This is a genomic window from Cellulomonas sp. URHD0024, from assembly GCF_000426185.1.
GTDB lineage: Bacteria > Actinomycetota > Actinomycetes > Actinomycetales > Cellulomonadaceae > Cellulomonas.
The window spans coordinates 187,920-211,287 of sequence record NZ_AUEW01000007.1 but is presented as its reverse complement, the minus strand read 5'-3'; the positions used below and the strand labels follow the sequence as shown (position 1 = coordinate 211,287).

The following is a 23,368-nucleotide window of genomic DNA, read 5'->3' as shown; positions in this document are numbered from 1 at the left end:
CAACCAGCCCGACTCCGCGAGCAGGTCGACGAAGTGGCCGAATCGCTTCCCAGACCCGAACGGTGGGTTGATGTAGAACACCGAACGATGAGGTCGCGGGAGTCCGAAAATGCGTCCCGTACGGCGAGAACGCTCGGCGCCGCGGAACGCCGGAAGCGCCCGGACACAGTAGGTCCCCTTCGGATGCGCGCTTTTCGGGCTCGGACCTCAACGGGCGGCGATCGCGGTCGGCACTCGGATCTCGTTGGCGATCGGCGTGTACAAGTCGATGTCTTGACGCTTGGTCCGAAGCGACACCACTAGCGCGTACCGGACCGGGAGCGAGGTGCGGTCGGCGCGGCCGTTGTTCTTCCACCAACCGCCAACGGGGTAGACCGCGATGGAGTTGGCGGCAGCAAGCTCGTGACCGCTCCCGGTGCACTCGTCTTGATGCAGCGAGCCGAGGTGACGCTGGTTGGGCCCGACGAGCCATCGGCTCGACGCGGACGAGCTCCGGCTCGAACCCTCCTCGTCCAGTTGCGCATCCCGGTTGACGCGGCGAACGAAGTCCTGCTGCGTCTCAAGCGGGCCTTGCAGGTCGAATCGCAGGGCGTGGGACGGGTAGGCGTAACGCCGGCGCCACCCTCGGCGCGAAGGGGAAGGCTCAACGAAGTAGGACAGGCTCACCCGGAGCCGGACGTCGCCATCGCCCACAGCGTCGAGGGCTTCACGCGGCCACGGCAGCGTGTGCAAGCGGAAGTTCCGCATCCGATACTCGGGGCCATCGAACGGGACGAACACGTCTTGGCTGACCAGTGTGACGGCCCGGTGGGAGGAGTGGAGAACTGCTTCCTCAGTCGGGACGCCCCACCCGTATCGCCGCAGCAAGGTCAATCGTCCCCCCCTGCTCCGTTCGTCGTCGATTTCGGCGCGCATAGCTGGAGTCCACTCGGCCGAGTGGGTGAGCAGACCGCGGATCGTCTCGGGCCAGTAACTCGGGTACCGAGCCATCGCCATCGCCGCGAGGCGCGAGGCTTGAGCGGCTGCGGCGCTAGTGGCATTGGCCGAAGTGACGGCAAGATCATTTGCAGTGCCGGTGGTGCGAAGCGAGAGAAGTGGGTGCTTGTCCTCAAACCCGGTGACGCCGTCGGTGAGGACGTTGCCGCCCTCCATGCAGATGTCGGGTTTGATGGGCCACATTCGGCCAGAGAAGATGACCGACGTCCTGCTATGTGGAGACAGTTCACCGGCTTGGGCTAGCGGCGTCCATCCGTTATAGGCCGGGTCCTCCGGCGCCTCGGCCAGGTCGGTGTAAGCCGAGACTGTGAGGGCGTTCCACGCTTGGCCCGGATCCTCGATCGCAGACGTGTCCGACTCGGCGCGGTGGTCGAGTTGATAGCTATCAATGTTGCCGGCAGCTACGACGATCAGGCGCGCGGCATCCGGGTCTGGCGCTGAGAGAAGTTGCAGCTGATCTCCGTCGCGAACGATGTCGCTCCCGGCCGCGAGTGCGTCGACCGTTGCGGACCAAAGGGTCGGCTCACCGGGGTTGTCCGCGGCGGTGCTCAGCGGGAGGCAAAACACACGTGACCGCTTCGCCGTGATCTCAGGGAGCGCGACAGCGTCGGCAGTCGCGGTGCCGAAGTCGAGTGGGTCGAGCACGGGTTCGCCACGTCCAGGCGTCATGCGCACGGACTCGAGGCGATGGTCCAGCCGGATCGGCCCTGAGCCGACTAGGACGAAGTCGAGGTCGCCGTAGAGTGCCAGGCCCGCCATCGACGTCCCGTGCCCGTTCACGTCGTCTCCGTGCATCCCGACGACGGTGTGCACATCGGCTGGGTCGAGTGATCCTCGCAGGAGCACGTGAGCTTGGAAGACGCCTGTGTCGAGGTGACACACCACTGGGGCGGTGTCGGGCGAAGCTGGCGTGACGCGGTCGGCCAGGTCCTGCACGTACTCATCCTGCTCGTTCACGGGAAGGTCTTCGACCGTGTCAACGAACGCCGGACGGCGAATCTCGGCAACGGGCACACGCGTGAATGGAAGAATCTGGAGCTGATCCCAGGTGGCTTCCACCCAGACGACTCGGCGGTCTCGGAAGGCGACCGAGCGGTGCACCGTGCGCAACTGATGCGCGGTGCTGAATGCGTCGAAGACCTCAACGTCGGGCTTACCGGTGTCGAGCCACAACTCCCACCAGTGCACACCGCGGCCTGGTGGGTCGCCCTCTGACGTCCACAGGTCGCTAAGCACGGCTAGGCGGATGCGTCCGATGTTGGCGATCAACGCCTGCTGGGCTGGATTTCCGTCGGGGGTGGACCACTTGTCTGGCGCGGCCCGCGTGGAGAGCTTGGTGAGATAGTCCTCGAACAACTTGAGGAATCGGGCACGGTAGTCGTCCGCGACCCAGACCGTCGCCCGTTCCACCTGCGTCTCGGTCGCCGGCTGAACGGACAACAACAACCACATCGGGCGCTTGGGCGTCTTGCGGTGGGCGCTGAGGCGGTCGAGAGACTCGACCTTCAAGGGATAGGCCGCATCGGCGCCTTCGAGTACGACGATCGTGCCAAGCGCTTGGAGCTCGCCCAGCTCGACGCTCAGCGCGCGGCGATCATCGTCGCTGTCGGACAGCGCGCGCTCGAGTTGGCCCCGCATCGCCAGGCCGTGGGCGCGATGCTCAACGTCCCGGACTTTCGCGTTGCCCTGACCTCCGCGTTCGAAGCCTTCGTCGGCGGCTCGTTCGATGATGTACAGGTGGTCGAGATGCTGCAGCTCGTCAGCCAACGCTCGCCTGCCGGCGAGCCGTCAGCGCTTCAATTAGATCCGGCCGAGTGACTGCGGTATCGCCCCGCATGAGAGCACTCTTTGCGGCCGCCTCGGCTGCCTTGACCAGGTCCGCGTGGCTGAGACCCTGCGTGGAGTCCCCCAGTTTGGCCAGGCTCAGCCTCATCGCCATAGAGCCGAGCCGTGCGCGGATTACAGCTGTCGCCTGACGGACATCGGGCAGGTTGTAGCTCAAGACCGCGTCGAACCGTCGGAAGAGGGCCCGGTCCAGGATCGAGCGGTGGTTCGTCGCGGCCACAACGATCGACTCGGGGCTGGCCTGCTCAAGGAACACGAGGAACGAGTTGAGGATGCGTCGAGCCTCACCGACGTCGCTCCCCCCGCGATCAGCCCCCAAGGCGTCAAACTCGTCGAATAGGTAAACCCCGCGGCGCTCGCCGACCGCGTCAAACACGATGCGCAACTTGCTCGCTGTCTCGCCCATGTACTTGCTCAGCAGGCTGTCGAGCCGGACGGTGAACATCGGAAGTGCTAGCTCGGTTGCAAGTACTGACGCGGTCATCGTCTTGCCTGTACCAGGGGGGCCCTCAAGCAGTAGACGATGAGCAGGCGCAAAGCCGTGGTCCAGGAGCGTTCGGCGCTGACGTTGCTCGGCGATGACCTGCTTGATCTGGCTGACCAGTTCGGCGGGAGCCACGAGGTCGTGGAGCGGTACCTCAGGGTGGATGACCTCCACGAGTTCGGCGAGGTCACCACGGGGCTGCGCGAGCTTCGTGACGTTGGAGCGCGGCGTCGTCTTGCGAGAGGCGTCAACCGCCTTCTTGATGTCTTCCGCGAGCAAATGGTGCCCGCTGCGGGCCTCGCGCGCGGCGACCTGCAACGCGACCGAGTAGAAGGCGGCGTCGTCGCCGGAGGCATGGCTGCGGACCATCGCAGTGATGTGTTCCCCCAGCCCGGCCATTTCCTCCCTCTCCGAACCCTCGACGAGTACCGTCGAGCCGGTCACATCGTATGGCGTACGCCGTTGCTCAACCTACGGACTCGCCACTCAGGGCGGACACGCTCGAGATGACTGGTGGTGGCAGTGCCATCACGGCATGTCGCGACCTTTCGGGCCAACTGCCGCCTCCTCCACTTGCGCCCAGCATGGTGGGGCGGCGACCAACGAATACGCAGCACCAGACGCGCCTGCGGGGCGAGGCGTCTTACCTCGCCCCGCAGGGGTTCTTCTCAGGCGCTCGCGCGACGCCACGCTGTGGCGCAGTACTGACACCCACCTCGACGCCCGACCTCCGGGTTGTGGAGCTTGCGGGCGTCGGCCTGTGCCCACTGGATGACCCAGGTCTCGCCGAGGTGTGGCCAGCCCTCTGTGAGAGCCCATTCGGTCACCATGAGCTCCTCGAGCAGCTGCCCGACGCCAGGCAGCCCATGCGAGATGCGCTCGGCCCAATCGGTGCCGAGTCGGTCTCGGCGAGCCAACAGGGCGGCGAGGCGGTGCTGCTTGTGGGTGCGGCCGTAGGCCCCGTCGCGACGTGATGCTGACATCGCTCGTCCTCCATCGTTTGGACACCCCGGGCTGGCATCTGCCGCCGGTGGTGCGGAGCGCCGGAGCGCTCGCACACACCGGTAGGCGCGACGTTGTGGTCCACAAGCGTCCAGGCCGGCCTAGTGCGTGCGACGAGTGACAGAAGCGGCGCGCGCCGGACCTATCTGGGCATGGATCAGGACACGACGCTCTACATCGAGCGGTTCACACCCAGAGCAATGAGCGCAATCGAGTGGCGCACGGCGAGGCCGTCGGTGATCGAGGCAGTCGCACTCGCGGCACCGCGGACCAGCCAGGACGCGAAGGCGCTCCTGTGCGCCGCCGTGGCTTTCTTGAACTCGCCGTGTGGCTGGGACCGCGTCGACCCGCCTTCGCTGGCCAACCTGCTGACGGAGGCGGCGGCAGAGATCTTCGCTCGGTCGGACGCCAAGAACTCGCGAAGCCTCGCCGTCTACGCATCCAGCCTGCGAGCCCTGGTGCGGGCTCGGGGAGGCCAGACTCGTACGGCACGGGCGGTCGACAGTGCGGTACCGGAGACGACGCCTGCGATGCAAGTCGCGGCCGCGACGGCGGGAGTAAGCACCGTGGCGCTGGTCCTGGCGTGCGAGCGCGTCTCCCGGGGGCCGGTGACCAGATCCACGCTGAGCCGTGTCCGCGCGGCCACTGTCACGCACGATCGGGCCGGCACGGTCGGCCCTGATCATTCGTCGGCCGGCGCCCTGCTGGCCGCCGAGCACCGCTACTTTGCCCAGGAGGTGGTGACCACCGCTACGCCCCCCCGACCGACAACGTCACCGTCGGCACGTCAGCAGCTCGCTATGGCCCGCGCCGATCGTGCGGCAGCGGCACGGGCATTGTCGGGGCCCCGCCTGGCCGAGAGCCCCGACCTGTCCACGCTGCGCCCGGGAGTTGCCCGGGCCTTGACGGCGTACCGCCCGCAGACCATCGACCCCGGGGTCTGGGTCCACCTGCGCAGCCTCGCGGTACGGCTTGTCGCCGGAGCCGCCCCGGTCTCAGATGTGGCCGCTCGGAATGGGCTCACGATCGTGTCGCAGTTCCTCGTGTGGGTGTGGGCCCAGCCCGGCCGCCCGGACCCCGAGGCGGCACCGACCGCCGCCGAGCTGCTCGGTTCGACACTCGTCGACCGGTACGTCACCGGAGCTCGCAGTGGGCTACGTGCCGCAGGAGCCCCCGACGCGACGATATCGACCGTGCGCTCCGTTCTGCGGCGCGCCGTCAACTCCCTGGACGCCGACTACGCCCCGAGCTCGATCCCTGCCGCGACGATGGCCCCGCCGTACGACCCGGCACAGTGCGACCTGTTCGTTGAGATCGCGCAGTCCCAGCCGAATTCGACCAAGACGCGCAACGCGTGCTTCCTGATCGGACTGTGTCTTGGCGCAGGACTCTCCCCGAGTGACTTGCGATACGTGCGTTACTGCGACATCCGCGAAGTGCACCACCCGGCACTCGGGCACTACCTCACGGTCCACGTTCCAGAGGGAATCAGACGGACTGTCGTCATCCGTCGGACCCATGAGGCACTCGTCCGACGAGCTCTGAGCCTGCAGGGGAACGCCGACAGCACGCAGCCGGTGCTCGGGACCAGCACGACTCGTCGCAACGTGACCCAGGCGGCCCTGCGCTCGATCGTCACCGCGGGCGCCGGGCGACGCCTGGACATTGATCCCCGGCGTCTGCGCACGACGTGGCTATTCGCCGCCCTCAACGCTCCCGTGCCGCTCGCCGTGGTGCTCGAGCAGGCCGGGCTGACATCGGCACGCACCATCACCGACCTGCTTGCGCTGTGCCCGTCACCGGACCCAGCAGAAGTCGCCCGTGCCATGGTGGCGCTCACCGACGGCCGGATGCACCTCGGCGAGCCGCGGACGGACGAGCGATGATCGGCGATCGCGACCTCGAGCGCGTACTGACCGTCATCCGTCGATCCGGCGTGGCCGCTCAGCTCGAGGCCGTCCTGCGCGCCAAGCCCGGCGGCGCACCACGGCAACTCTCCGTCGAGATGCTCTTCGCAGCCTGTGTCCTCGTTCATGGCACGTCTTTCCGCAACGCCACTCTCGTGCGCATCCACGACCTGCTCACCAAGCACCTGGCCGTGAGCACGCAGCTTCGGCACGGCATCGCATGGCACACGGGTGCGAGCATCCGAAAGCTCGAGATCCACCAAGTCCGCTACCTCTTCAAGGCTGCCATACTGGCTGTCGACTTCTCACCGCACAGTGCCCGTGAGAACGGCGAGAAGTTGACCCAGGACAGGCGCATCGAGCGCGAAGCCGCCTTCTACGCGATCGTCGCAAGGCTGCTCGAGGAATCGAGCCGGGCCGCCGGCACGACGTTCGCGATGGCGGTCGACGCATCGTCGCTGCCCTCGTGGTCCCGCGGCGCTCGCCAGGCCCGGTCGGCCCCAGGCGAGGACTACCGCTTGGACTCCAGCAGCTTCGTCACCAAACCCACTTGTGCGTGGGACGCCGACGGGCGCTGGGGGTACCAGACCGCCACCCACGACAAGTACGACGCGGACCGCTTCTTCGGGTTCCAGATGCTCACGGCCAGCACGACGTTCGAAACTGGCTCGCTCGAGCAGCCGCTGAAGCTCATTACCGGAATGACCCTGATTCCTGCCAACGCGCCGGTCACCGGCCCCACCCTGCGCATGCTCGACGAGCTCATGTCCCATCAGCCCCTGAAAGCGGTCATGGCAGATCGCGGCTTTTCTATGGCGACGAACGAGCACTGGGCGGGCCCGATCCTCGAGCGTGGTCTGGACCAGGTCTTCGACCTTGCCGACAACCAGCGAGGCCCAGTCTTGGACCCGTCCACCGGCGTCTTGATGATCGACGGCTGGCCATGCGCCCCGTGGACACCGCGTCACCTGCACAAGATCGCCCGCCCACCGAGATTTGCTCTCAAGACACCCGGGCCGGGGGCGAGCTCCAGGCGGAAGGCCGAGTACTCGACGAACCGGGCAGCGTTGCTTGAGTTCCAAGCAGCCCAGGCCGAGCTCGCTCAGTACGCACTCGTATCCAACGGGCGACGTAAGGCGAGTGGCAAGCGGTACTTCTTCACCCCGACGCATGGCCGTGCCACGGCGACAGCAGCCCAGCGCCGGACGCAGGTATTCCGCCAGGCGACCATCACGATTGCCGCGACGACACTGCCCCACCTGCGCCAGCACAACCGCTGGGGCTCACCGAAGTGGATCGCCGAATGGAACCGGCGAAACGCTGTCGAGAGCGGCTACGGCAACCTCAAGAGCCTCGACGGCGAAGGTGTTCGGCGAGGCTGGATCCGCGTCGTCGGAATCGCCGCGACCGGTCTGATGGCAGCATTCGCGATCGTCCACTACAACCTGCGCATGCTCCAGAAGTGGGCTCTCGATACCGGCTATGCCGGCGACGACGTCGTCCTGGCCCCCACGCCCGAGATCCTCGGATACGAGCCAGTCGAGCTCTTCGCGAACGAGGCGGCGGTCGAACCGCCCCAAGCAGCCTGACTCTCAGGCCACCCCGAACTGCAGACGCACACAGATAGCCCGCGGCCTTCCGGCCGGCGGGCCATCGGTGTTCGCTCCCAAGCTTCGCCAACGCGCATCGGTGCCCCACGCAGGGGGGTACAACGGTTCCCCCTGCCCTTGCCGGTCGCAGGAAACGACTGAACCCCCCGCTCGGGACCCTTCCGGGCCCCTCACGAGGGGTTCTGTCACTACAAGGGCCTGAGTTTCGTCAGTACCCCTTGGCGGTAGCGGTGGGATTTGAACCCACGGTGGACTTTCACCCACACACGCTTTCGAGGCGTGCTCCTTAGGCCGCTCGGACACGCTACCTCGGGGAGAACGGTACCCGGTGAAGGGCCCAGGCTCCGAATCGGGGCGTTGCATGTGCGCCACATGCAACGTAGCGTCTCTGCATGGTCATGGTCCAGATCAGGCATGTGCCCGAGGAGCTGCACCGAGAACTGCGCGCCCGCGCTGCTCTGGCAGGGCACTCGCTGTCGGAGTTCCTGCTCGCCGAGCTCGTGCGAATAGGCTCGCGGCCGACGCTCGACACGCTGGCGGAACGCATCCGGGCGCGCGACGTAGCACCTCCCCGGAGCGACCAGCCGATCGCGGAGATGATCGGCGAGGGTCGCGACGAGCACGACGCAGCCATCGCCGAGCGCACGCGGCGTGACTGACGGTGCTGGTCGTTGATGCGTCGGTCGTGGTCGACTTCCTGCTCGAACCCGACCGGCTGCGCGGGCGGTTCCGGGACGGCGGCGACGACCTGCACGCGCCGGCGCACCTGGACGTCGAGGTGCTCAGCGCGATCCGACGGCTCACGCTGCGAGGAACGCTCACGGAGGGCCGGGGGCGCGGAGCGGTCGCGGACCTAGCCGACTTTCCCGTGACCCGATACGAGGTGACACCGCTGCTCGGACGGTCGTGGGCGTTGCGCGAGACGGTCAGCGCGTACGACGCGCCCTACGTCGCCCTCGCCGAGGCGCTCGACTCCGTCCTCCTGACCCGTGACGAGCGGCTCGCTCGGACGGTCGGGCACTCGGCTCGGATCGTGGCCGTCTGAGTCGTACGGTGGACAGGTGAGCAGCAGCGACGCCCTCCCGATGACCGCCGGGTCGCTGGCGGACGTGCTCGACGTGCTGGCGGGCCACCGGTTGGCGGTGCTGACCGGCGCGGGGGTGTCGACGGACTCCGGGATCCCGGACTACCGCGGGCCGGACTCTCCGCCGCGGACCCCGATGACGATCCAGCAGTTCACCGGGGACGAGAGCTTCCGACGGCACTACTGGGCGCGCAACCACGTCGGCTGGCGGCACGTGCACCGGACGATCCCCAACGCAGGACACCGGGCGCTCGCGGCGATGGAGCACCGGGGGGTGGTCACGGGGGTGATCACGCAGAACGTCGACCTGCTGCACGAGGCCGCGGGAAGTCGGCACGTGATCGACCTGCACGGGCGGTACGACCGGGTGCGCTGCCTGTCGTGCGGGACCGTGATCTCGCGGGCGGACCTCGCGGCGCGGCTCGACCTGCTGAACCCGGGCTTCGTCGACGCGGTCGACGACATCGAGATCGCTCCCGACGCCGACGCCGTCGTCGAGAGGACGAGCCACTTCGTCGTCGCGGACTGCGCGGTGTGCGGCGGGATGCTCAAGCCCGACATCGTGTACTTCGGCGAGAACGTGCCGCGCGAGCGGGTGGAACGGGCCTACGCGATGGTGGACGCGGCGGACGCGCTGCTGGTCGCCGGGTCGTCGCTGACCGTCCAGTCGGGGCTGCGGTTCGTCCGGCACGCGGCGCAGGCGAGCAAGCCGATCGTCGTCGTGAACCGGGGCGCGACCCGCGGCGACAAGTACGCGGCCGTGACACTGGCCGCGGGCACGTCCGAGACGCTCACGGAGCTGTCGGAGGCGCTGCCGGCTCCAGTCGCACGATGACGGCCTTCGAGACGGGCGTGTTGCTGCCGAGCGCAGTGCTGGACAGCGACACGAGCACGTTCGCCTCAGGGAAGTAGGCGGCCGCGCAGCCGCGGGAGGTCGGGTAGGCGACGACGCGCTGGTTGCGCAGCACGCGGTCAGGTTCGCCCGGCCACTCGCTGACCACATCGACGCGCGAACCGTCCGAAAGACCGAGGTCGACGAGGTCGGAGGGGTTCACGAAGACGACGTCGCGACCGCCGTGAATGCCGCGGTAGCGGTCGTTCAGGCTGTACGTCGTCGTGTTGAACTGGTCATGGGAGCGGATCGTCTGCAGGATCAGGCGACCGTCCGGGCACTCCACGGGGACCAGCTCGTTGACGGTGATCCTGGCCCGGCCGGTGCTCGTCGCGAAGGTCCGGGAGTCCCGCGGGCCGTTGGGCAGAACGAAGCCGCCCTTGCGACGAATGAGCCGGTTGAAGTCCTCGAATCCGGGCACGACCCGAGAGATCGACTCGCGGATGGTGTCGTAGTCGTGCTCGAACCCGGCCCAGTCGATCGGGCCGTCGTCGCCGAGGACCGCCCGGGCCAGCCGCGTGACGATCGAGACCTCCGAGAGCAGGTTGTCGGAGACCGGCGGGACCGCGCCGTGCGTCGCGTGCACCGCGCAGACGGAGTCCTCGACGGACACGAACTGGGCTCCGGAGGCCTGCAGGTCGACGTCCGTGCGCCCGAGCGTCGGCAGGATGAGCGCCTCGGCGCCGGTGACCACGTGCGAGCGGTTGAGCTTGGTGGACACCTGCACGGTCAGGTCGGTCCCCCGCATCGCCTCCTCGGCGGCGGCCGTGTCGGAGATCGCCGCGACGAGGTTGCCTCCGAGCGCGAACCAGACCTTGATCTCCCCTCGCTGCATGGCCTCGATCGCCTGTACGGAGTCGAACCCGTGCCGGCGTGGTGGCTCGAAGGAGAACTCGTCGGCCAGCGCGTCCAGGAACGCCGCGGGCGGCCGCTCCCAGATGCCCATCGTGCGGTCGCCCTGCACGTTGCTGTGCCCGCGGATCGGGGAGGCACCGGCGCCCGGGCGGCCGATGTTTCCGCGCAGCAGCAGCAGGTTGACGATCTCCTTGATCGTGTCGACGCCCTTGCGGTGCTGCGTGATCCCCATCGCCCAGGTGACGATCACACGGTCGGCCGAGAGGTAGCGGTCGGCGAGCTCGTCCATCTCCTCCCGCGCCAGGCCCGTCGCGGTCAGGGCGGCGTCCTCGTCGAAGAGCGCGAGGTGCGCGCGGAACTGCGCCAGGCCGTCCGTGTGCTCCGCGAGGAACTCGTGGTCCAGGACGGTTCCGGGGTGCGCGTCCTCGGCTTGCAGGACCCGGCGGGAGATCCACTGCAGGAGCGCCATGTCACCGCCGCTGCGGATCTGCAGGAACTGGTCGGCCAGGTCGGTGCCGCGGCCGACGAGCCCGCGAACCGTCTTCGGGTTCTTGAACCGCCGCAGGCCCGCCTCGGGAAGCGGGTTCACCGCGACGATGGCGGCTCCGTTGCGCTTCGCGTCCTCGAGCGCACCCAGCATGCGCGGATGGTTGGTGCCCGGGTTCTGGCCCATCACGATGATCAGGTCCGACGTCGCGAAGTCGTCGTACGCGATCGTCGACTTCCCGACGCCGAGCGTCTCGAGCATCGCGGTACCCGTGGACTCGTGGCACATGTTGGAGCAGTCGGGGAGGTTGTTGGTGCCGAACGCGCGCACGAACAGCTGGTAGACGAAGGCCGTCTCGTTGGCCGCGCGGCCGCTCGTGTAGAAGGCGGCCTGGTCGGGCGACTCGAGCGCCCGCAACCGGGACGCGACGAGCCGGAACGGCTCCACCCAGGAGATCGGCTCGTAGTGGTCGCTGCCGGCGGCCTTGTGGACGGGTTCGACGAGCCGACCCTGCTGGCCGAGCCAGTACTCGGACCTCGACGCGAGATCCGTCAGCGAGTGCGAGGCCCAGAACGAGGTCGGGACCGTCAGCGTCGTGGCCTCCCACGTGACCGCTCGGGCGCCGTTCTCGCAGAACTCCGCTCGCGTGCGGTGGTCCGGGTCCGGCCACGCGCAGCTCATGCAGTCGAACCCGTCCTTCTGGTTCATCCGGCTCAGCAGGGTCAGGGCTCGGCGGGGCCCGAGCTCCCCGAGCGCGTACGACATCGCGCTGGTGACGCCCGGCAGCCCGGCCGCCCACGACTCGGGCGGGTCCACCCGCAGCTGGTCGTACGCCGGGTCTGCGACCGGCGGCTTGCGCGGCACTACGCGACCCGGTCCGGCCGTGAGTAGACGACCATCGTCGTCCCCCGCAGGAACCCGACGAGCGTCAGCCCGGACTCGTGGGCGAGCTCGGCGGCGAGCGACGACGGAGCCGACACCGCCGCGAGCAGCGGGATCCCCGCCATGACGGCCTTCTGCACCAGCTCGAACGACGCCCGACCCGACACCATGAGCACGACGCCGCGCAACGGCAGCAGCCCGGCGGTCAGCGCCCAGCCGACCACCTTGTCCACCGCGTTGTGCCGTCCGACGTCCTCACGCAGGACCAGCAGCTCCCCAGCCTCGGAGAACAGGGCCGCCGCGTGCAGCCCACCGGTCTTCTCGAACACGTCCTGGTGCTCGCGGAGCCGGTCGGGGAACGTCGCCAGGACGTCCGCGGGCAGGACCACGGCGTCCTCGGCGACCGAGTAGCGGGACCGCGTGCGCACCGCGTCGATGCTCGCCTTCCCGCACAGCCCGCACGACGAGGTCGTCCAGAAGCTTCGTTCGAGGCTGGGGTCCGGCGCCGGGACCCCGCGGCCGAGCGTCACGTCGAGGACGTTGTAGGTGTTCAGGCCCTCGTCGGTCTCGCCGGCGCAGTACCGCGCGGCGGCGAACTCGTCCGCATCGCCCACGACGCCTTCCGACACGAGGAACCCGGCGGCGAGCTCGACGTCGTGGCCGGGCGTCCGCATGGTCACGGCCAACGGGCGTCCGCCGACCCTGATCTCGAGCGGTTCCTCGGCGGCGAGGGTGTCCTCCGCCTGCCGGACGCCACGGTCGACGTCGATCCGCGTCACCCGTCGCCGCACCGCGATTCTCTGCACCACCCGATGCTAGGACCGATGCGTCTCGAAGAAGTCCCTCAGCAGCGACGAGCACTCGTCCGCGCGCACCCCGCCGATCACCTCGACCCGGTGGTTCAGCCGCCGGTCGCGCACCACGTCCCACTGCGACCCGCAGGCCCCCGCCTTCGGGTCCCACGCGCCCAGGACGAGCCTCGGGACCCGCGCGAGGACGGTCGCGCCGGCGCACATCAGGCACGGCTCCAGGGTCACGACGAGGGTGCAGTCGTCGAGCCGCCAGCGTCCCAACGATGCCGCGGCCTCTCGGAGCGCGTGGACCTCGGCGTGACCGGTCGGGTCGTGGGACGCCTCGCGGGTGTTGTGGCCTCGGCCGACCACGTCGCCGGCCGGCCCGAGGACGACGGCGCCCACCGGGACGTCCTGCGAGAGCAGCGCCAGGCGGGCCTCGTCGATCGCGAGTCCCATCGCGTCGACGTCGGCGGGCAGCGGCATGCGTCCTATGCTCCCAGGCCCCGGACGCCGGTAGGTTGAGGCCATGCGCCTGCACGTTGCGGACCACCCGCTCGTCGCCCACAAGCTCACCGTCCTGCGCGACATCGGCACGCCGTCGCCCACGTTCCGGCTCCTCGTCGACGAGCTGGTCACCCTGCTCGCGTACGAGGCCACGCGCCACATCCGTACCGAGCCGATCGAGATCGTCACGCCGGTGGCGCCGACGACCGGCATCAAGCTCGCCAACCCGCACCCGATCGTCGTGCCGATCCTGCGCGCCGGGCTCGGCATGCTCGACGGGATGACCCGCGTGCTGCCGACCGCCGAGGTCGGGTTCCTCGGCATGCAGCGCGACGAGCAGACGCTCGAGGCGATCACCTACGCCAACCGCCTCCCCGACGACCTGTCCGGCCGCCAGTGCTTCCTGCTCGATCCCATGCTCGCCACCGGCGGCACGCTGGTCGCCGCGATCGACTACCTCCTCCAGCGCGGCGCGCGCGACGTCACAGCGGTGTGCCTCCTGGCCGCGCCGGAGGGTCTTGCCGTGGTCGAGGAGTTCGTCGGCGACCGGGCCGACGTCAAGATCGTCGTCGCAGCCGTCGACGAGCGCCTGAACGAGAAGGCGTACATCGTGCCGGGCCTCGGCGACGCGGGCGACCGGCTGTACGGCATCGTCTGACCGGTCCTTGAGACGCCCTGGAAAAGCCTTCCCTGCACCGGAACGCCGTGGCACAGTCCGCCTCGTGATCCGCACGCGCGCCTGTTATCGCTCCTGACCCGTCAGCGACCGACAACCCTGCCCGCACACCGGAGACCCCCATGGCACTGCCCCGATCGATCCCCCGCACCATCGCACCCGACGCGGGGCTCGTCCTGTACGTGAGCCTGCCCGCCCAGAGCCCCCACGGCGCCGACGCCCTCGCGGAGGTCGCCGAGCTGCTGCAGGAGTTCGCGCGCGAGCTGCTGCCGGGCGCGGACACGTTCGCCGCCCTCTCGTTGGCACCCGCGGGTTCCGACGACGTCCACCAGCTCGGCGACCGGCTGACGCGTCTGCGGCTGCTCGGCTGACTGCTCGGTCGGCCCCCGGGTCGCCGGTCCGAGCCCCCGTGCTTACCGTGGTCCGCATGCGCATCGCGATCGCGGGCGGTCATGGGCAGGTTGCTCGCCACCTGTCGCGCGCGCTCACGGCTCGTGGCGACGTGGCCCTGGCCTTGGTACGGCAGCTCGGGCACGTCGACGACGTCAGCGCCGACGGCGCTGAGGCAGTGGTCCTGGACCTGGAACGCGCCAATGCGCGAGACGTCGCGGAGGCCGTCTCCGGCGCGGACGCAGTCGTCTTCGCGGCCGGCGCCGGCCCGGGCAGCGGGATCGCGCGCAAGGACACGGTGGACCGTGCGGCAGCCGGTCTCCTCGCCGACGGAGCCGAGCAGGCCGGTGTGCGTCGCTACGTGCTGGTGTCCTCGATGGGCGCGGGCGCGCCGCCGCCGCCCGGCACCGACGACGTGTTCGCCGCCTACCTCGTCGCCAAGCGCGCGGCCGAGATCGATCTGCGGTCCCGGGACCTGGACTGGACGATCCTGCGGCCCGGCAGCCTCACCGACGGCGTGCCGACCGGCACGGTGACCCTGGACGCGCGCGTCCCCCGCGGTGCGGTCCCGCGTGCGGACGTCGCCGCGGTGCTGGCCGAGCTGCTCCACGAACCGCGGACGGCCGGGCGAGTACTCGAGCTGGTCGGGGGGCCCGTCCCCATCGGGGACGCGATCGCGGCAGTGACCGAGTAGCCGCCGGCTACGGGATGGTCGGCGTCGTCCGGACAGTGACGGCGCCGATGAGGTACTGGTCGCCCGTGGTGGTCGCCGTCAACGAGCTGACGTCACAGGCCAGGGGCTGCAGCGCGAACCCCTTGGCGTCGGTGCCCAGCGAGTTGGTGGCCCGCCAGCCCGTGGCCGTCGAGTCGAACGCGTTGCTGGAGACCCCGCCCGCCACGAGCCCGGTCCCGCTCCATCGTTGCGGCACCAGCGGGTGCTGCGCGGCGGGTTCTGTGCAGGTGTCTCCGAGGATCAGGCGGTCGCCGCCGACAGTGCGGTCGCCCTCCCACGCCACGACACCGATCCGCGCCGTGGTGCCCGCCTCGGCGGCGAACTCGAACGGCCGCGGGGCGGTGGGCGGGGCGACCCAGGACCCGCCGTCGTACACCGTCACGGAGGCGTCGCTGTCGGGCTCCGAGTAGACGACGACGAGCGACCACCCGGCGTAGTAGGTCCTGTCCGTGTCCTTCCGGGTGCTGCTCACCGCGATGTCGGCCAGGGACCACCGGCCGCCACCGCCTTCCGCGACCTGCGTCGTGACGTCCGCGAACGACTGGTAGTAGTGCCGGCCGAGGCTGTCGGTCGGCGTCGCGATCGTCTCGGCCTTGTCGACGTCGACGTACGCACCGGACGGCCCTCGCAGCTTCGCGGTGTCGAGCTTCCCGCTCCACGAGTCGCGCGCGCCAGAATCAGCGGACCAGTAGAGACCGGCGAAGGCGATCTCACGGCCGGCGGGGATGTTCAGCATCGTCGAGGAGGACACCGGCGTGCTCGGGCGCTTCTTCCCGCCGGGGGGTGGTGGGGCGTCGTCGAGCGCCAGCATGTCGAGCCCGTTGTTGTCCATGCTGCCGGTCTCCAGGGCCGACCTGCACACAGGCAGCGAGACGTTGCAGGACAGCAGCGGTGCACCGACCTCGGTGACGTTCCAGCCACCGTCGACGCGCACGCGCGGGGACAGCCCGCCCGACGACGTGCTCACCGTGGAGCTGGATCGGATTGTCCTCGCACCCGTCGCGCTCGCCTCCACGACGGCGGTGCCGTGCGCGCTCCCCACGACGCGCACGTTCACCAGACCCTGCACGGCGGAGCCAGCCGGGACGCTGCCGAAGTCGCAGACGATCCGGCGCGCGGAGGACGCCACGCACTCGCTGGACTGCCCGCCGCCGCCGTCGGCCACGTACCGCAGGTTCGGCGGAAGGCTGAGTGTGGCGGTGACCGAGTCGGCGTCCACGCCGGGGGCGACCGTGATGGTGAACCGCGCCGTTCCCTCGCCGTAGGACAGCAGCACGTTCGGGTCGCCCTCGTCGAGACCGAGCACCGGCGGGGTCGACGTGATCGCCACCGCCGCAGGAGGGCCGGAGTCCGCGTCGAACGCGGCAGCCGTGGCGGTGAGCGTGCCGAGCGGCCCGACGAAGCCCGCCAGCGGCGAGAGCGACACGGGAAGGGCCAGGGAACCGCCCGGCTCGATCGATCCGGCCGTGCACGTCTGCGACATCCCGTCCGGTTCCGCGCACGCCCACGCGTCGCCGGTGACGTCGACCGAGACACCGGCCGGGGCGGCGAGCGTCACGCTCACCGGGGTCGACGGCAGATCACCCGTGTTGGTCACCGTGAAGCTCGTGGGCGTGGTCTGTCCGAACGCGAGTGTCGCCCCGGGGTCGCCGACGACGACGAGGGTCGCGGGTCGGACGAGCGTGAACGTCGAGACGCTCTGGTCGGGCGCCTGCCGCCCGCCGGGCGCGAGCAGCAGGGACAGCTGACGTGAGCCGACCGTCTCCGGCGCGCCCGCGGTCAGGGCCAGCGTCAGCGGGGCGGCGGTCCGGGCGCCGAGGCTCGGGATCCGGCACGTCAGGATGGTGCCCTGGTCCGCGGCCGCCTGGGCGATCGCGGAGACGTCGGGCGCCTCGGCGGTGCACGTCCACGGGCCGTCACCGGCTGCCTCGCCGGTGACACCCCTGGGCAGGACGACGGTGACCGAGCCCGCCCCGGCGGGCACCGGGCTCCCGCCGACGTTGCCGACGTCCAACGTGAGGGTGCGCGTCCGACCACTGACCAGCTGCAGCGCCGGCACAGGAGCGCGCAGCGCGAGGCGGGCGGGCGAGGCCGCCACCCTCAGCCTGATCGGCGGAGCGTGGTAGCTGATGCCCGTGCCGGACACCACGAGGTCGACCGCACCGTCCGCCTTGTCGTACGTGTCGTCGACGGCCACCCGCAGCACGAGCGTCGACGTCGTCATGGGGGGCAGCGTGGCAAGGGTGCACTGTGCGCCCGGCGGACCCTGCGTGCAGATCCAGCCGTCGCCCAGCGCCATCGCTGCGAACCGCCCGGTGGGTCCCGATGTCTGGGCGGAGATGCCGTCCAGGGAGACACCGTCAGGCAACGTCACCTCGGCGACGAGGTCGGTGGCGGGCGTCCCGCCGGCGTTGCGCACGCCGACCACGAGCTCCTGGCCGCCGAGGCCGGCCTCGAGCGCCAGGCCGTCCTCGGGAAGGTCGACCACGACGTCCGGGGGGTCGACCGGCGGAACGGGCGGGGGGTCGACCGGCGGAACGGGCGGGGGTTCGACCGGCGGAACGGGCGGGGGCGACGGGTTCGGGTCGGTCGCCGGCTCGTCGGGCAGCGCCGGCGAGTCGGACCCGGGCTGGGTCACGTCGGCCGGCTGGCCCTCGTCGACCACCGGCGGTCCCTCGGTCGACAGGTCCTCCGGGAACTGCGTCGGCAGGTCGGTCGGCTGAGGGGTCGGCGCGACCGCGTTGTGCTCGGCCGACGCGTCGCTCGACGACGACGGCGACGGCGAGACCGAGGACGAGGGGGCGGTCAGCGGGGCGCCGGTGTCGTCGGGCCCCGTGAAGAGGGTCACGATGCCGACCGTCGCGACAGCCGCGAGCACGACGCCGCCGACGACCACCGCCGCCGCACCCACCGGGATCGAGGCGATCAGGGCCGCGACCCCGCCCGCCGCGGCCGCGCTACCCACCGCACCGGCCGCGACCGCGCCGCCGCCGATGACGCCGCCCGCACCGAGCGCGCCGCCACCGACCCCGAGCGCGCCGCCGCCGACACCGACACCGATCGCGCCACCACCGGCGCCGCTCGCGGCCGCCGCGGCACCGACCCCACCGGCTGCCGCACCCGTGCCCACCGCTGCGGCGCCCGTGCCGGCTGCACCGGTGGCGGACGCTCCGGCTGCGAGGCCGCCGCCGACGGGGAGCGCCACACCGAGCGCCCCGAGGGCCGCGATGCCGAGCACGAGCGGCGCGATGACGGCGCGCATGCCGTGGTTGACGTCGCCGAGCTCCAGCACCAGGCCGCGACACGTACCGCAGTCCTCGAGGTGCGCCTCGACCTGCGCGGTCTCGCGCGTGCCCAGTCCGTTGCGGACGTAGGACCCGAGCTTGCCCGCGACCGCGCGACAGCCGTCGTCGAGCGGGTCCTGCAGGTGCTCCTGGAGGTAGGCCTGCCGCAGGCCTTCACGCGCCCGGTAGGACAGGGCGGCGACGCCGTTGGCGGTCAGGCCCAGGATCGGGGCGATCTCGGCCGGGTTCAGTCCCTCGACCTCGGTGTGCCACAGCACCGCCTGCCAGCGTTCGGGCAGCGAGTGGAACGCCCGTGCCACGACGCCGCGCTCGAACCCGGCGAGCGCAGGGTCCTCGGCGGTCGCGGCCATCGCGGTGCCGCGTTCGAGGACGGCGATGTCGTCGGTCGGCTCGACCCGGCGCGCCTTGTCCCGACGGACCGCCGCGACGCGACGCACGACGGTGAAGAGGTAGGCCCGGAACGCCGACTCGGGACCCTTGCCTCGCTGCAGTGCGCCGAACACCGCGGCGAACGAGTCGGCGACGACGTCGTCGGCGTCGGCCTCCGAGTTCGTGTACTGCCGCGCGACCACCCAGGCGGCCCCGGCGTGCCGCTCGTAGAGCGCGCCGACCGCAGCGGCGTCACCCGTGCGCGCGGCGGCGATGAGCTCCGCGTCGCCCGTGACGCCGTCGCCGAGCTGCGCGCTGAGTGCCACGACATGCTCCCGTCCGTGCTGCGTCCGAGGGCTCAGCCTGCCATATGCGCCGAATCCCACAGAAGAAGGACGAAATTCACCGGGTGAAAAGCGTCGTACCGGCGTCACAGGTGCCGCACGGCCCCCTCTCATCCGCCGTGACGATGAACTCGGGACCGAACAACGCTGCCCTTCCAGCGCTGTCGGGAGAGTCGCTCGACGGGCTCCCCTACGGCGTACTGCCTGCTGCCCTGCGCGAGCGGTGGCGCGACGAGAGCATCGGGTCGGTCTGGCTGCGCCCCTCCGACTGGTACCACCCCGCGGTCGACGAGATCGCGTCCGCCATCCTGTCGACCAGCGACACGTCGCTCGCGGCGCAGGAGCTCGGCCGAGCCCGCGGCTACGACGGGGTCGGCATCGGCGAGACGATCGACGACCTCGGCGCTCTGTACCGCGCGCTCGGCGCCCTCGACCCGCCGGCGGCCGTGATCCGTGCGCTCTGCGAGGGCTGGGCCGACGCCCAGGCCGGCGCGCTCGCGTTCGGCACCGCCCTCGACCCGGAGTCCGGCCTGCCCACCCGCCAGTACCTGGCCATCCGGCTCGCGGAGACGTACCGCGATGCGGCGATCCCGACGCAGCGGGACCTCACGTCCCGCGGCGTCGGCCACCACCTCGTGCTCGTCGACGTCGCCGCGGGCGACATCGACCCGTTCACGCGCGCCGCTCGGTCGGCGGCCGTCGGTGCGGCGATGACGAGCACGTACGGCGAGGGCCACCCGATGGCGACGCTCGGCGGGGGCGTGTTCGCGGTGCTCGCCCGCACAGACGCACACGCACACCCTCCGCTCGAGGCACTGCACGCCGAGATCGACCGCCGGTGCGAGCTGCTCGACCTCCGTGCCGTGACCCGCATGCCCGTGCGGGTCTGGATCGAGCCGCTGCCGGACACGCACGAGCAGGCGGTGCGCACGCTCGAGCGGGTCGCACGCACCTGACGTCGCACGCTCCGTCGGGGTCCCTCCGCAGGTCGGCGACGAGTCGGTATCCCGGATGGGACAACCCCGACATGCCGTACTACCGTCGGTGCATGAACTCCGCCGGACTGGCCCCGAACGACCCCGTTCACGAGTCGCCCGGGCCCTCAGACAGCACCCCGGGAGTTCCGACGGCCCGGCGTGCGAGCCAACCGCTGCCGCCGGTCGACCCCGCGCTGGCGGCCGATCCCGGCCCGCTGCTCGCCTCGGGCGAGACCGTCGACGTCTTCGCTCTCGACGAGCACACCGTGCTGCGGCGGTACCGCTCCGGGCGCGACGCGACGCACGAGGTCGACCTCCTGCGACACGCCGTCGCCCACGGCTTCCCAGCCCCGGCGGTCCTGGCTGCCAGCGGTCCCGACCTCGTGATGGAGCGCGTGCACGGCCCGACGCTCCTGCAGGCACTCGGCGCCGAGGAGATCTCCCTGTCCGACGCGGCGGGGATCCTGGCCGATCTGCACGCACGGCTCCACGCGATCCCCGCGCCTCCGGGGTGGACGTCGAGCGAGCCGGAAGCCTGGCCGCTCTTCCCCGCTGGTCCGGTGATCGTGCACCTCGACATCCACCCGGCCAACGTCATCCTGTCCGAGCACGGCCCGGTGCTCGTCGACTGGTCGAACTCGCGGACTGGCACGCCCGAGCTCGACGTGGCGCTCACCGCCCTGATCGTCGCCGAGGTCGCGGTCGACGCCGGCGGCATCTACTCCCAGGCGGCCCGTTCACTGCTCGTGGCCTTCCTGCACGCCATCCACGTCGACCCGCTCGGTGCGCTCGACGCGGCCGCGGCGCTGCGCTCCGCCGACCCGGCGCTGGTCCCGGGCGAGCAGGAGCTGGTGCCCGCCGCCGCCCGGCTGGTCCGGGATCTCATCGAGGTGGCGACGCCACCGGCCTGACGGTCAGGTGGTCGCGAAGGTGAGGCAGTCGGCCTCGTCGTGACCTGCGCCGATGCGCACGGACGCCGCCGTGCACTCGAGGTGCGAGTTGTGGGTGCACTCGGCGCGCTGGCAGGCGCCGACGTGGGTGACGACCTTGTCCAGCCCGCCCTTGACGCCGAGCGGGATGAACGTGGTGCACTGCGCGTCACCCGAGCCTCCACCGATGGTCACCGCCGCGGCGTGGCAGTGCGAGTGGTCGTTGTACGAACACCCGGCGACCGAGCACTCGTCGACGGCGGGCATGTCCATCAGCGTGCTCATGAGGACCTCCGTGGGGACTCAGCGGTGCGTTCGCTCGACCGTAGACCCGTTCCGGGCGGCCTGCCTAGGCAGTCGGCTCGGCCCTTCGGCGGCCCGCGCGCAGGGTGACGACCCCGGCGGTCGTGAGGGCGAGCCCGGTGGCGGGAACGAGCCAGATCAGGCGGCGGTACGGCGCCGGCTGCCGGATGCGGGCGTGGGCGTCGCCCGGGTCGGCGACCGTGTAGATGACCGTCACAGACGTCCCGATCTTCAGACAGGGGCTCGACGGCCCGGCCTCGGCGCGGTACGTCCTGCTCCCGATGGTGAACGCCGCGGCCGGCGAGCACCTGGTGCCGCCATCGGCCGTCGCCTGGGCGTCGTGCCGGAAGACGGTCCCGGCGACGGTCGCCTCGCCGGCCTTGACGCGGTTCGCGCCGCCGCCGGCCGCCATCGACGCGACGGTTCCCGCGACCAGCAGCACGAGCCCGACGACCAGGGAGGCGATCGCACGGCTGCGTCGCCGCGAGCCCGAGGCGCCGTCCGGGACGTCCGTGCCGACCGATCCTGACAGGGGCTGCGCCGGGCCGGTGTCGGGCGTGCTCCGCTGCGCCGGGAACGTCCGGGGGACCGACGACCGGACCGCCGGACGCGCGGCCGGGTGCGGCTGTGCCGCGCGGACGACGATCGCGTTCTGCGGCTTCGGCGCGGGCATCTGCGACGTCGCGCCGACGAGCTTCTTCGCCGACGCCGAGCTCGTGCGCTGCGTCGCCAGCTCCGCGGTCGAACCGGCGGGTCGCGTGAGAGCGGTCCAGCTCGTGCCGTCCCACCACCGCTCGAGGTGGTCCTCACCCGGGCTCGGGTACCAGGCTGCCGAAGGTGTGCTCATGGGGGCCCTTTGCTGCTCGCGGGAGTGTCGGCGCACGTGTCGTGACTTGTCGGGTGAATCGGCACAGCACGCGCACCGGTTGAGCCGTTCTGCACGCCATTTTCCGCAAAGTGCCTGGTCAGGCGGTCGGGCTCATCCCCGACCGAACGGCAGCAGGGACCGGATCGAGCGACCCATCGTGACGAGACGGCGCACCGCGAACACGGTCACGACCAGGCCGATGAGGGGGAACAGCCAGACCAGCCAGGCGGTGAAGCCGGTCTCCTTGATGTGGGCTGAACCGTCGCCCGGGTCGGTCGTCGTGTAGATGACCGGTACCGAGGACCCCACGCTGGCGCAGTTCGTCGACGAGCTGCTCGAGTCCGCCTTGTAGGTCGACCCGCCGACCGTGAACGAGGCGATCGGTGAGCACTGGGTGTTCCCGTGGCTGTCGGTCCTCGTGCTGTGTGCGACGACGGTCCCGGTGGTGGTGGACTCGTCGGCGTGGACCTTGTTCTGGCCGCTGATCGAGAACGCCGCGATGAACCCGACCACCAGGAAGAGGACGCCGAGCATCAGCGTGCCCACGGGTCCGGCGTTTCCGCGTCGCCTGTCGAACCGGTCGTACCGATCGCCGCCCGTGAAGGGCCCGACCTGCCACGAGACGCTCGACCCGGTGTCGGAGCGCTCGCTCATGCTCGGACCGAACGGGTTCTGCAACGCGGGCTGGCCGTACGGCTGCACCCCGTTCGTCGGCGAGGGCGGCGGAGCCTGCTGCGTCGCGAGCGCCTGGTTCGCGACGGCGGCGAAGGCCCCGAGGATGCCGCCCTGGTGCTGGAGCGCGTCGAGGGCCTGGGCGGTGTCCTGGTAGGAGCCGTGGGAGGCGGCGCGTACGCGCTCGTCCATCGCGGGGTCCACGCCCTGGGGTGCCGCGACGGGCTGCGGTGCGGCAACGCGCTGAGCCGGCACCGCTGGGTTCGGCTGCGTGAACGTCGTCCACGCGGCACCGTCCCACCAGCGCTGCACGGTGGCGCCGTCCGGACTCGTGAACCAGCCCGCGGGCGGCGGTGTGCCCATCGTGTGCCCCCATGCCTCTCGTACCGTCGGCGCGACCAGCGCACGCCCCAGCACCGGGATCGGCACTCGTCGTGACCGGGATGAGGAGGAAACACGA

Annotated in this window: 20 protein-coding genes and 1 tRNA gene; 10 read left to right on the top strand and 11 right to left on the bottom strand. The window is 70.8% G+C overall.

The annotated features are described in order from the left end of the window. Positions 1–207 precede the first annotated feature (207 nt). The 3 genes from I847_RS0108730 to I847_RS26680 form a co-directional block, all read right to left on the bottom strand. Positions 208–2,763: a S8 family peptidase gene (locus I847_RS0108730; protein WP_028049394.1), complete on the bottom strand. Its 2,556-nt coding sequence runs from the start codon at positions 2,761–2,763 to the stop codon at positions 208–210. Then, a complete protein-coding gene (locus I847_RS0108725) occupies positions 2,756–3,769 on the bottom strand; it encodes an AAA family ATPase (protein ID WP_231384141.1) in 1,014 nt (337 codons plus the stop codon). The genes I847_RS0108730 and I847_RS0108725 overlap by 8 nt, the downstream gene beginning before the upstream one ends. 224 nt (positions 3,770–3,993) lie before the next feature. Beyond that, complete coding sequence (locus I847_RS26680) at positions 3,994–4,308, bottom strand: hypothetical protein (RefSeq protein WP_155856072.1); 315 nt, start codon at positions 4,306–4,308, stop codon at positions 3,994–3,996. 219 nt (positions 4,309–4,527) lie between these two features. Here I847_RS26680 and I847_RS0108715 point away from each other — a divergent pair, with 219 nt between their 5' ends. Both I847_RS0108715 and I847_RS0108710 read left to right on the top strand, forming a co-directional pair. After that, the gene (locus I847_RS0108715; RefSeq protein WP_028049391.1) at positions 4,528–6,213 is read left to right on the top strand and encodes a hypothetical protein; all 1,686 of its coding nucleotides are present in this window, start codon (positions 4,528–4,530) and stop codon (positions 6,211–6,213) included. Beyond that, positions 6,210–7,823, top strand: a complete 1,614-nt coding sequence (locus tag I847_RS0108710; RefSeq protein ID WP_028049390.1) for a hypothetical protein — start codon at positions 6,210–6,212, stop codon at positions 7,821–7,823. The genes I847_RS0108715 and I847_RS0108710 overlap by 4 nt, the downstream gene beginning before the upstream one ends. A 240-nt stretch (positions 7,824–8,063) precedes the next feature. Here I847_RS0108710 and I847_RS0108705 read toward each other — a convergent pair. After that, positions 8,064–8,153, bottom strand: a tRNA-Ser gene (locus I847_RS0108705). A gap of 83 nt (positions 8,154–8,236) precedes the next feature. Between I847_RS0108705 and I847_RS22720 the strand changes: the two genes are divergently transcribed. The 3 genes from I847_RS22720 to I847_RS0108690 are packed head-to-tail and all read left to right on the top strand — an operon-like array spanning position 8,237 to position 9,763. Continuing rightward, positions 8,237–8,503, top strand: coding sequence for a hypothetical protein (locus tag I847_RS22720; RefSeq protein ID WP_051274631.1), 267 nt, complete (start codon positions 8,237–8,239; stop codon positions 8,501–8,503). 2 nt (positions 8,504–8,505) lie between these two features. Then, positions 8,506–8,889, top strand: coding sequence for a type II toxin-antitoxin system VapC family toxin (locus I847_RS0108695; RefSeq protein ID WP_028049389.1), 384 nt, complete (start codon positions 8,506–8,508; stop codon positions 8,887–8,889). 40 nt (positions 8,890–8,929) lie between these two features. Next, entirely contained in the window at positions 8,930–9,763 is an 834-nt protein-coding gene (locus tag I847_RS0108690) for an NAD-dependent protein deacetylase (RefSeq protein WP_034609644.1), read from the top strand. Here the strand turns inward: I847_RS0108690 and I847_RS0108685 are convergent. The 3 genes from I847_RS0108685 to I847_RS0108675 are packed head-to-tail and all read right to left on the bottom strand — an operon-like array spanning position 9,720 to position 13,321. Beyond that, positions 9,720–12,026, bottom strand: coding sequence for an FdhF/YdeP family oxidoreductase (locus tag I847_RS0108685; protein ID WP_028049387.1), 2,307 nt, complete (start codon positions 12,024–12,026; stop codon positions 9,720–9,722). The genes I847_RS0108690 and I847_RS0108685 overlap by 44 nt on opposite strands. Next, on the bottom strand, positions 12,026–12,850 hold the full coding sequence (gene fdhD / locus I847_RS0108680; protein ID WP_028049386.1) for a formate dehydrogenase accessory sulfurtransferase FdhD: 825 nt from the start codon (positions 12,848–12,850) through the stop codon (positions 12,026–12,028). The genes I847_RS0108685 and fdhD overlap by 1 nt, the downstream gene beginning before the upstream one ends. 9 nt (positions 12,851–12,859) lie before the next feature. Then, positions 12,860–13,321, bottom strand: coding sequence for a nucleoside deaminase (locus I847_RS0108675; protein WP_028049385.1), 462 nt, complete (start codon positions 13,319–13,321; stop codon positions 12,860–12,862). Positions 13,322–13,364: 43 nt separating this feature from the next. Here I847_RS0108675 and upp point away from each other — a divergent pair, with 43 nt between their 5' ends. The 3 genes from upp to I847_RS0108660 all read left to right on the top strand — a co-directional run bounded on the left by upp (position 13,365) and on the right by I847_RS0108660 (position 15,102). Further along, complete coding sequence (upp, locus tag I847_RS0108670; RefSeq protein ID WP_028049384.1) at positions 13,365–14,000, top strand: uracil phosphoribosyltransferase; 636 nt, start codon at positions 13,365–13,367, stop codon at positions 13,998–14,000. Positions 14,001–14,140: 140 nt separating this feature from the next. Then, positions 14,141–14,389: a hypothetical protein gene (locus I847_RS0108665; protein WP_028049383.1), complete on the top strand. Its 249-nt coding sequence runs from the start codon at positions 14,141–14,143 to the stop codon at positions 14,387–14,389. Positions 14,390–14,445: 56 nt separating this feature from the next. Beyond that, positions 14,446–15,102: an SDR family oxidoreductase gene (locus I847_RS0108660; RefSeq protein WP_028049382.1), complete on the top strand. Its 657-nt coding sequence runs from the start codon at positions 14,446–14,448 to the stop codon at positions 15,100–15,102. Between the two features lie 7 nt (positions 15,103–15,109). Here the strand turns inward: I847_RS0108660 and I847_RS25515 are convergent, their stop codons facing one another. Next, complete coding sequence (locus I847_RS25515) at positions 15,110–19,141, bottom strand: sigma-70 family RNA polymerase sigma factor (protein WP_051274629.1); 4,032 nt, start codon at positions 19,139–19,141, stop codon at positions 15,110–15,112. A 143-nt stretch (positions 19,142–19,284) separates the two neighbouring features. Here I847_RS25515 and I847_RS0108650 point away from each other — a divergent pair, with 143 nt between their 5' ends. Together I847_RS0108650 and I847_RS0108645 are read left to right on the top strand one after the other, a co-directional pair. Then, positions 19,285–20,115, top strand: a complete 831-nt coding sequence (locus I847_RS0108650) for a hypothetical protein (protein ID WP_155856071.1) — start codon at positions 19,285–19,287, stop codon at positions 20,113–20,115. Positions 20,116–20,207: 92 nt separating this feature from the next. Next, on the top strand, positions 20,208–21,047 hold the full coding sequence (locus I847_RS0108645; protein WP_028049380.1) for a phosphotransferase: 840 nt from the start codon (positions 20,208–20,210) through the stop codon (positions 21,045–21,047). A gap of 3 nt (positions 21,048–21,050) precedes the next feature. Here the strand turns inward: I847_RS0108645 and I847_RS0108640 are convergent, their stop codons facing one another. From I847_RS0108640 to I847_RS0108630, 3 genes are all read right to left on the bottom strand, one after another. Further along, positions 21,051–21,350, bottom strand: a complete 300-nt coding sequence (locus tag I847_RS0108640; RefSeq protein WP_028049379.1) for a DUF1540 domain-containing protein — start codon at positions 21,348–21,350, stop codon at positions 21,051–21,053. Positions 21,351–21,414: 64 nt separating this feature from the next. Beyond that, a complete protein-coding gene (locus I847_RS27065; RefSeq protein WP_028049378.1) occupies positions 21,415–22,215 on the bottom strand; it encodes a DUF2510 domain-containing protein in 801 nt (266 codons plus the stop codon). A 132-nt stretch (positions 22,216–22,347) separates the two neighbouring features. After that, complete coding sequence (locus I847_RS0108630) at positions 22,348–23,271, bottom strand: DUF2510 domain-containing protein (RefSeq protein WP_155856070.1); 924 nt, start codon at positions 23,269–23,271, stop codon at positions 22,348–22,350. Positions 23,272–23,368: the final 97 nt, after the last annotated feature.

Bases quoted from the DNA above. Each gene is read 5' to 3' on its own strand.
- I847_RS26680 (WP_155856072.1), bottom strand. From the start codon at position 4,308: ATGTCAGCATCACGTCGCGACGGGGCCTACGGCCGCACCCACAAGCAG.
- I847_RS0108715 (WP_028049391.1), top strand. From the start codon at position 4,528: ATGAGCGCAATCGAGTGGCGCACGGCGAGGCCGTCGGTGATCGAGGCA.
- I847_RS0108710 (WP_028049390.1), top strand. From the start codon at position 6,210: ATGATCGGCGATCGCGACCTCGAGCGCGTACTGACCGTCATCCGTCGA.
- I847_RS22720 (WP_051274631.1), top strand. From the start codon at position 8,237: ATGGTCATGGTCCAGATCAGGCATGTGCCCGAGGAGCTGCACCGAGAA.
- I847_RS0108690 (WP_034609644.1), top strand. From the start codon at position 8,930: ATGACCGCCGGGTCGCTGGCGGACGTGCTCGACGTGCTGGCGGGCCAC.
- I847_RS0108675 (WP_028049385.1), bottom strand. From the start codon at position 13,321: ATGCCGCTGCCCGCCGACGTCGACGCGATGGGACTCGCGATCGACGAG.
- upp (WP_028049384.1), top strand. From the start codon at position 13,365: ATGCGCCTGCACGTTGCGGACCACCCGCTCGTCGCCCACAAGCTCACC.
- I847_RS0108665 (WP_028049383.1), top strand. From the start codon at position 14,141: ATGGCACTGCCCCGATCGATCCCCCGCACCATCGCACCCGACGCGGGG.
- I847_RS0108660 (WP_028049382.1), top strand. From the start codon at position 14,446: ATGCGCATCGCGATCGCGGGCGGTCATGGGCAGGTTGCTCGCCACCTG.
- I847_RS0108650 (WP_155856071.1), top strand. From the start codon at position 19,285: ATGAACTCGGGACCGAACAACGCTGCCCTTCCAGCGCTGTCGGGAGAG.
- I847_RS0108645 (WP_028049380.1), top strand. From the start codon at position 20,208: ATGAACTCCGCCGGACTGGCCCCGAACGACCCCGTTCACGAGTCGCCC.
- I847_RS0108640 (WP_028049379.1), bottom strand. From the start codon at position 21,350: ATGAGCACGCTGATGGACATGCCCGCCGTCGACGAGTGCTCGGTCGCC.
- I847_RS27065 (WP_028049378.1), bottom strand. From the start codon at position 22,215: ATGAGCACACCTTCGGCAGCCTGGTACCCGAGCCCGGGTGAGGACCAC.
- I847_RS0108630 (WP_155856070.1), bottom strand. From the start codon at position 23,271: ATGGGCACACCGCCGCCCGCGGGCTGGTTCACGAGTCCGGACGGCGCC.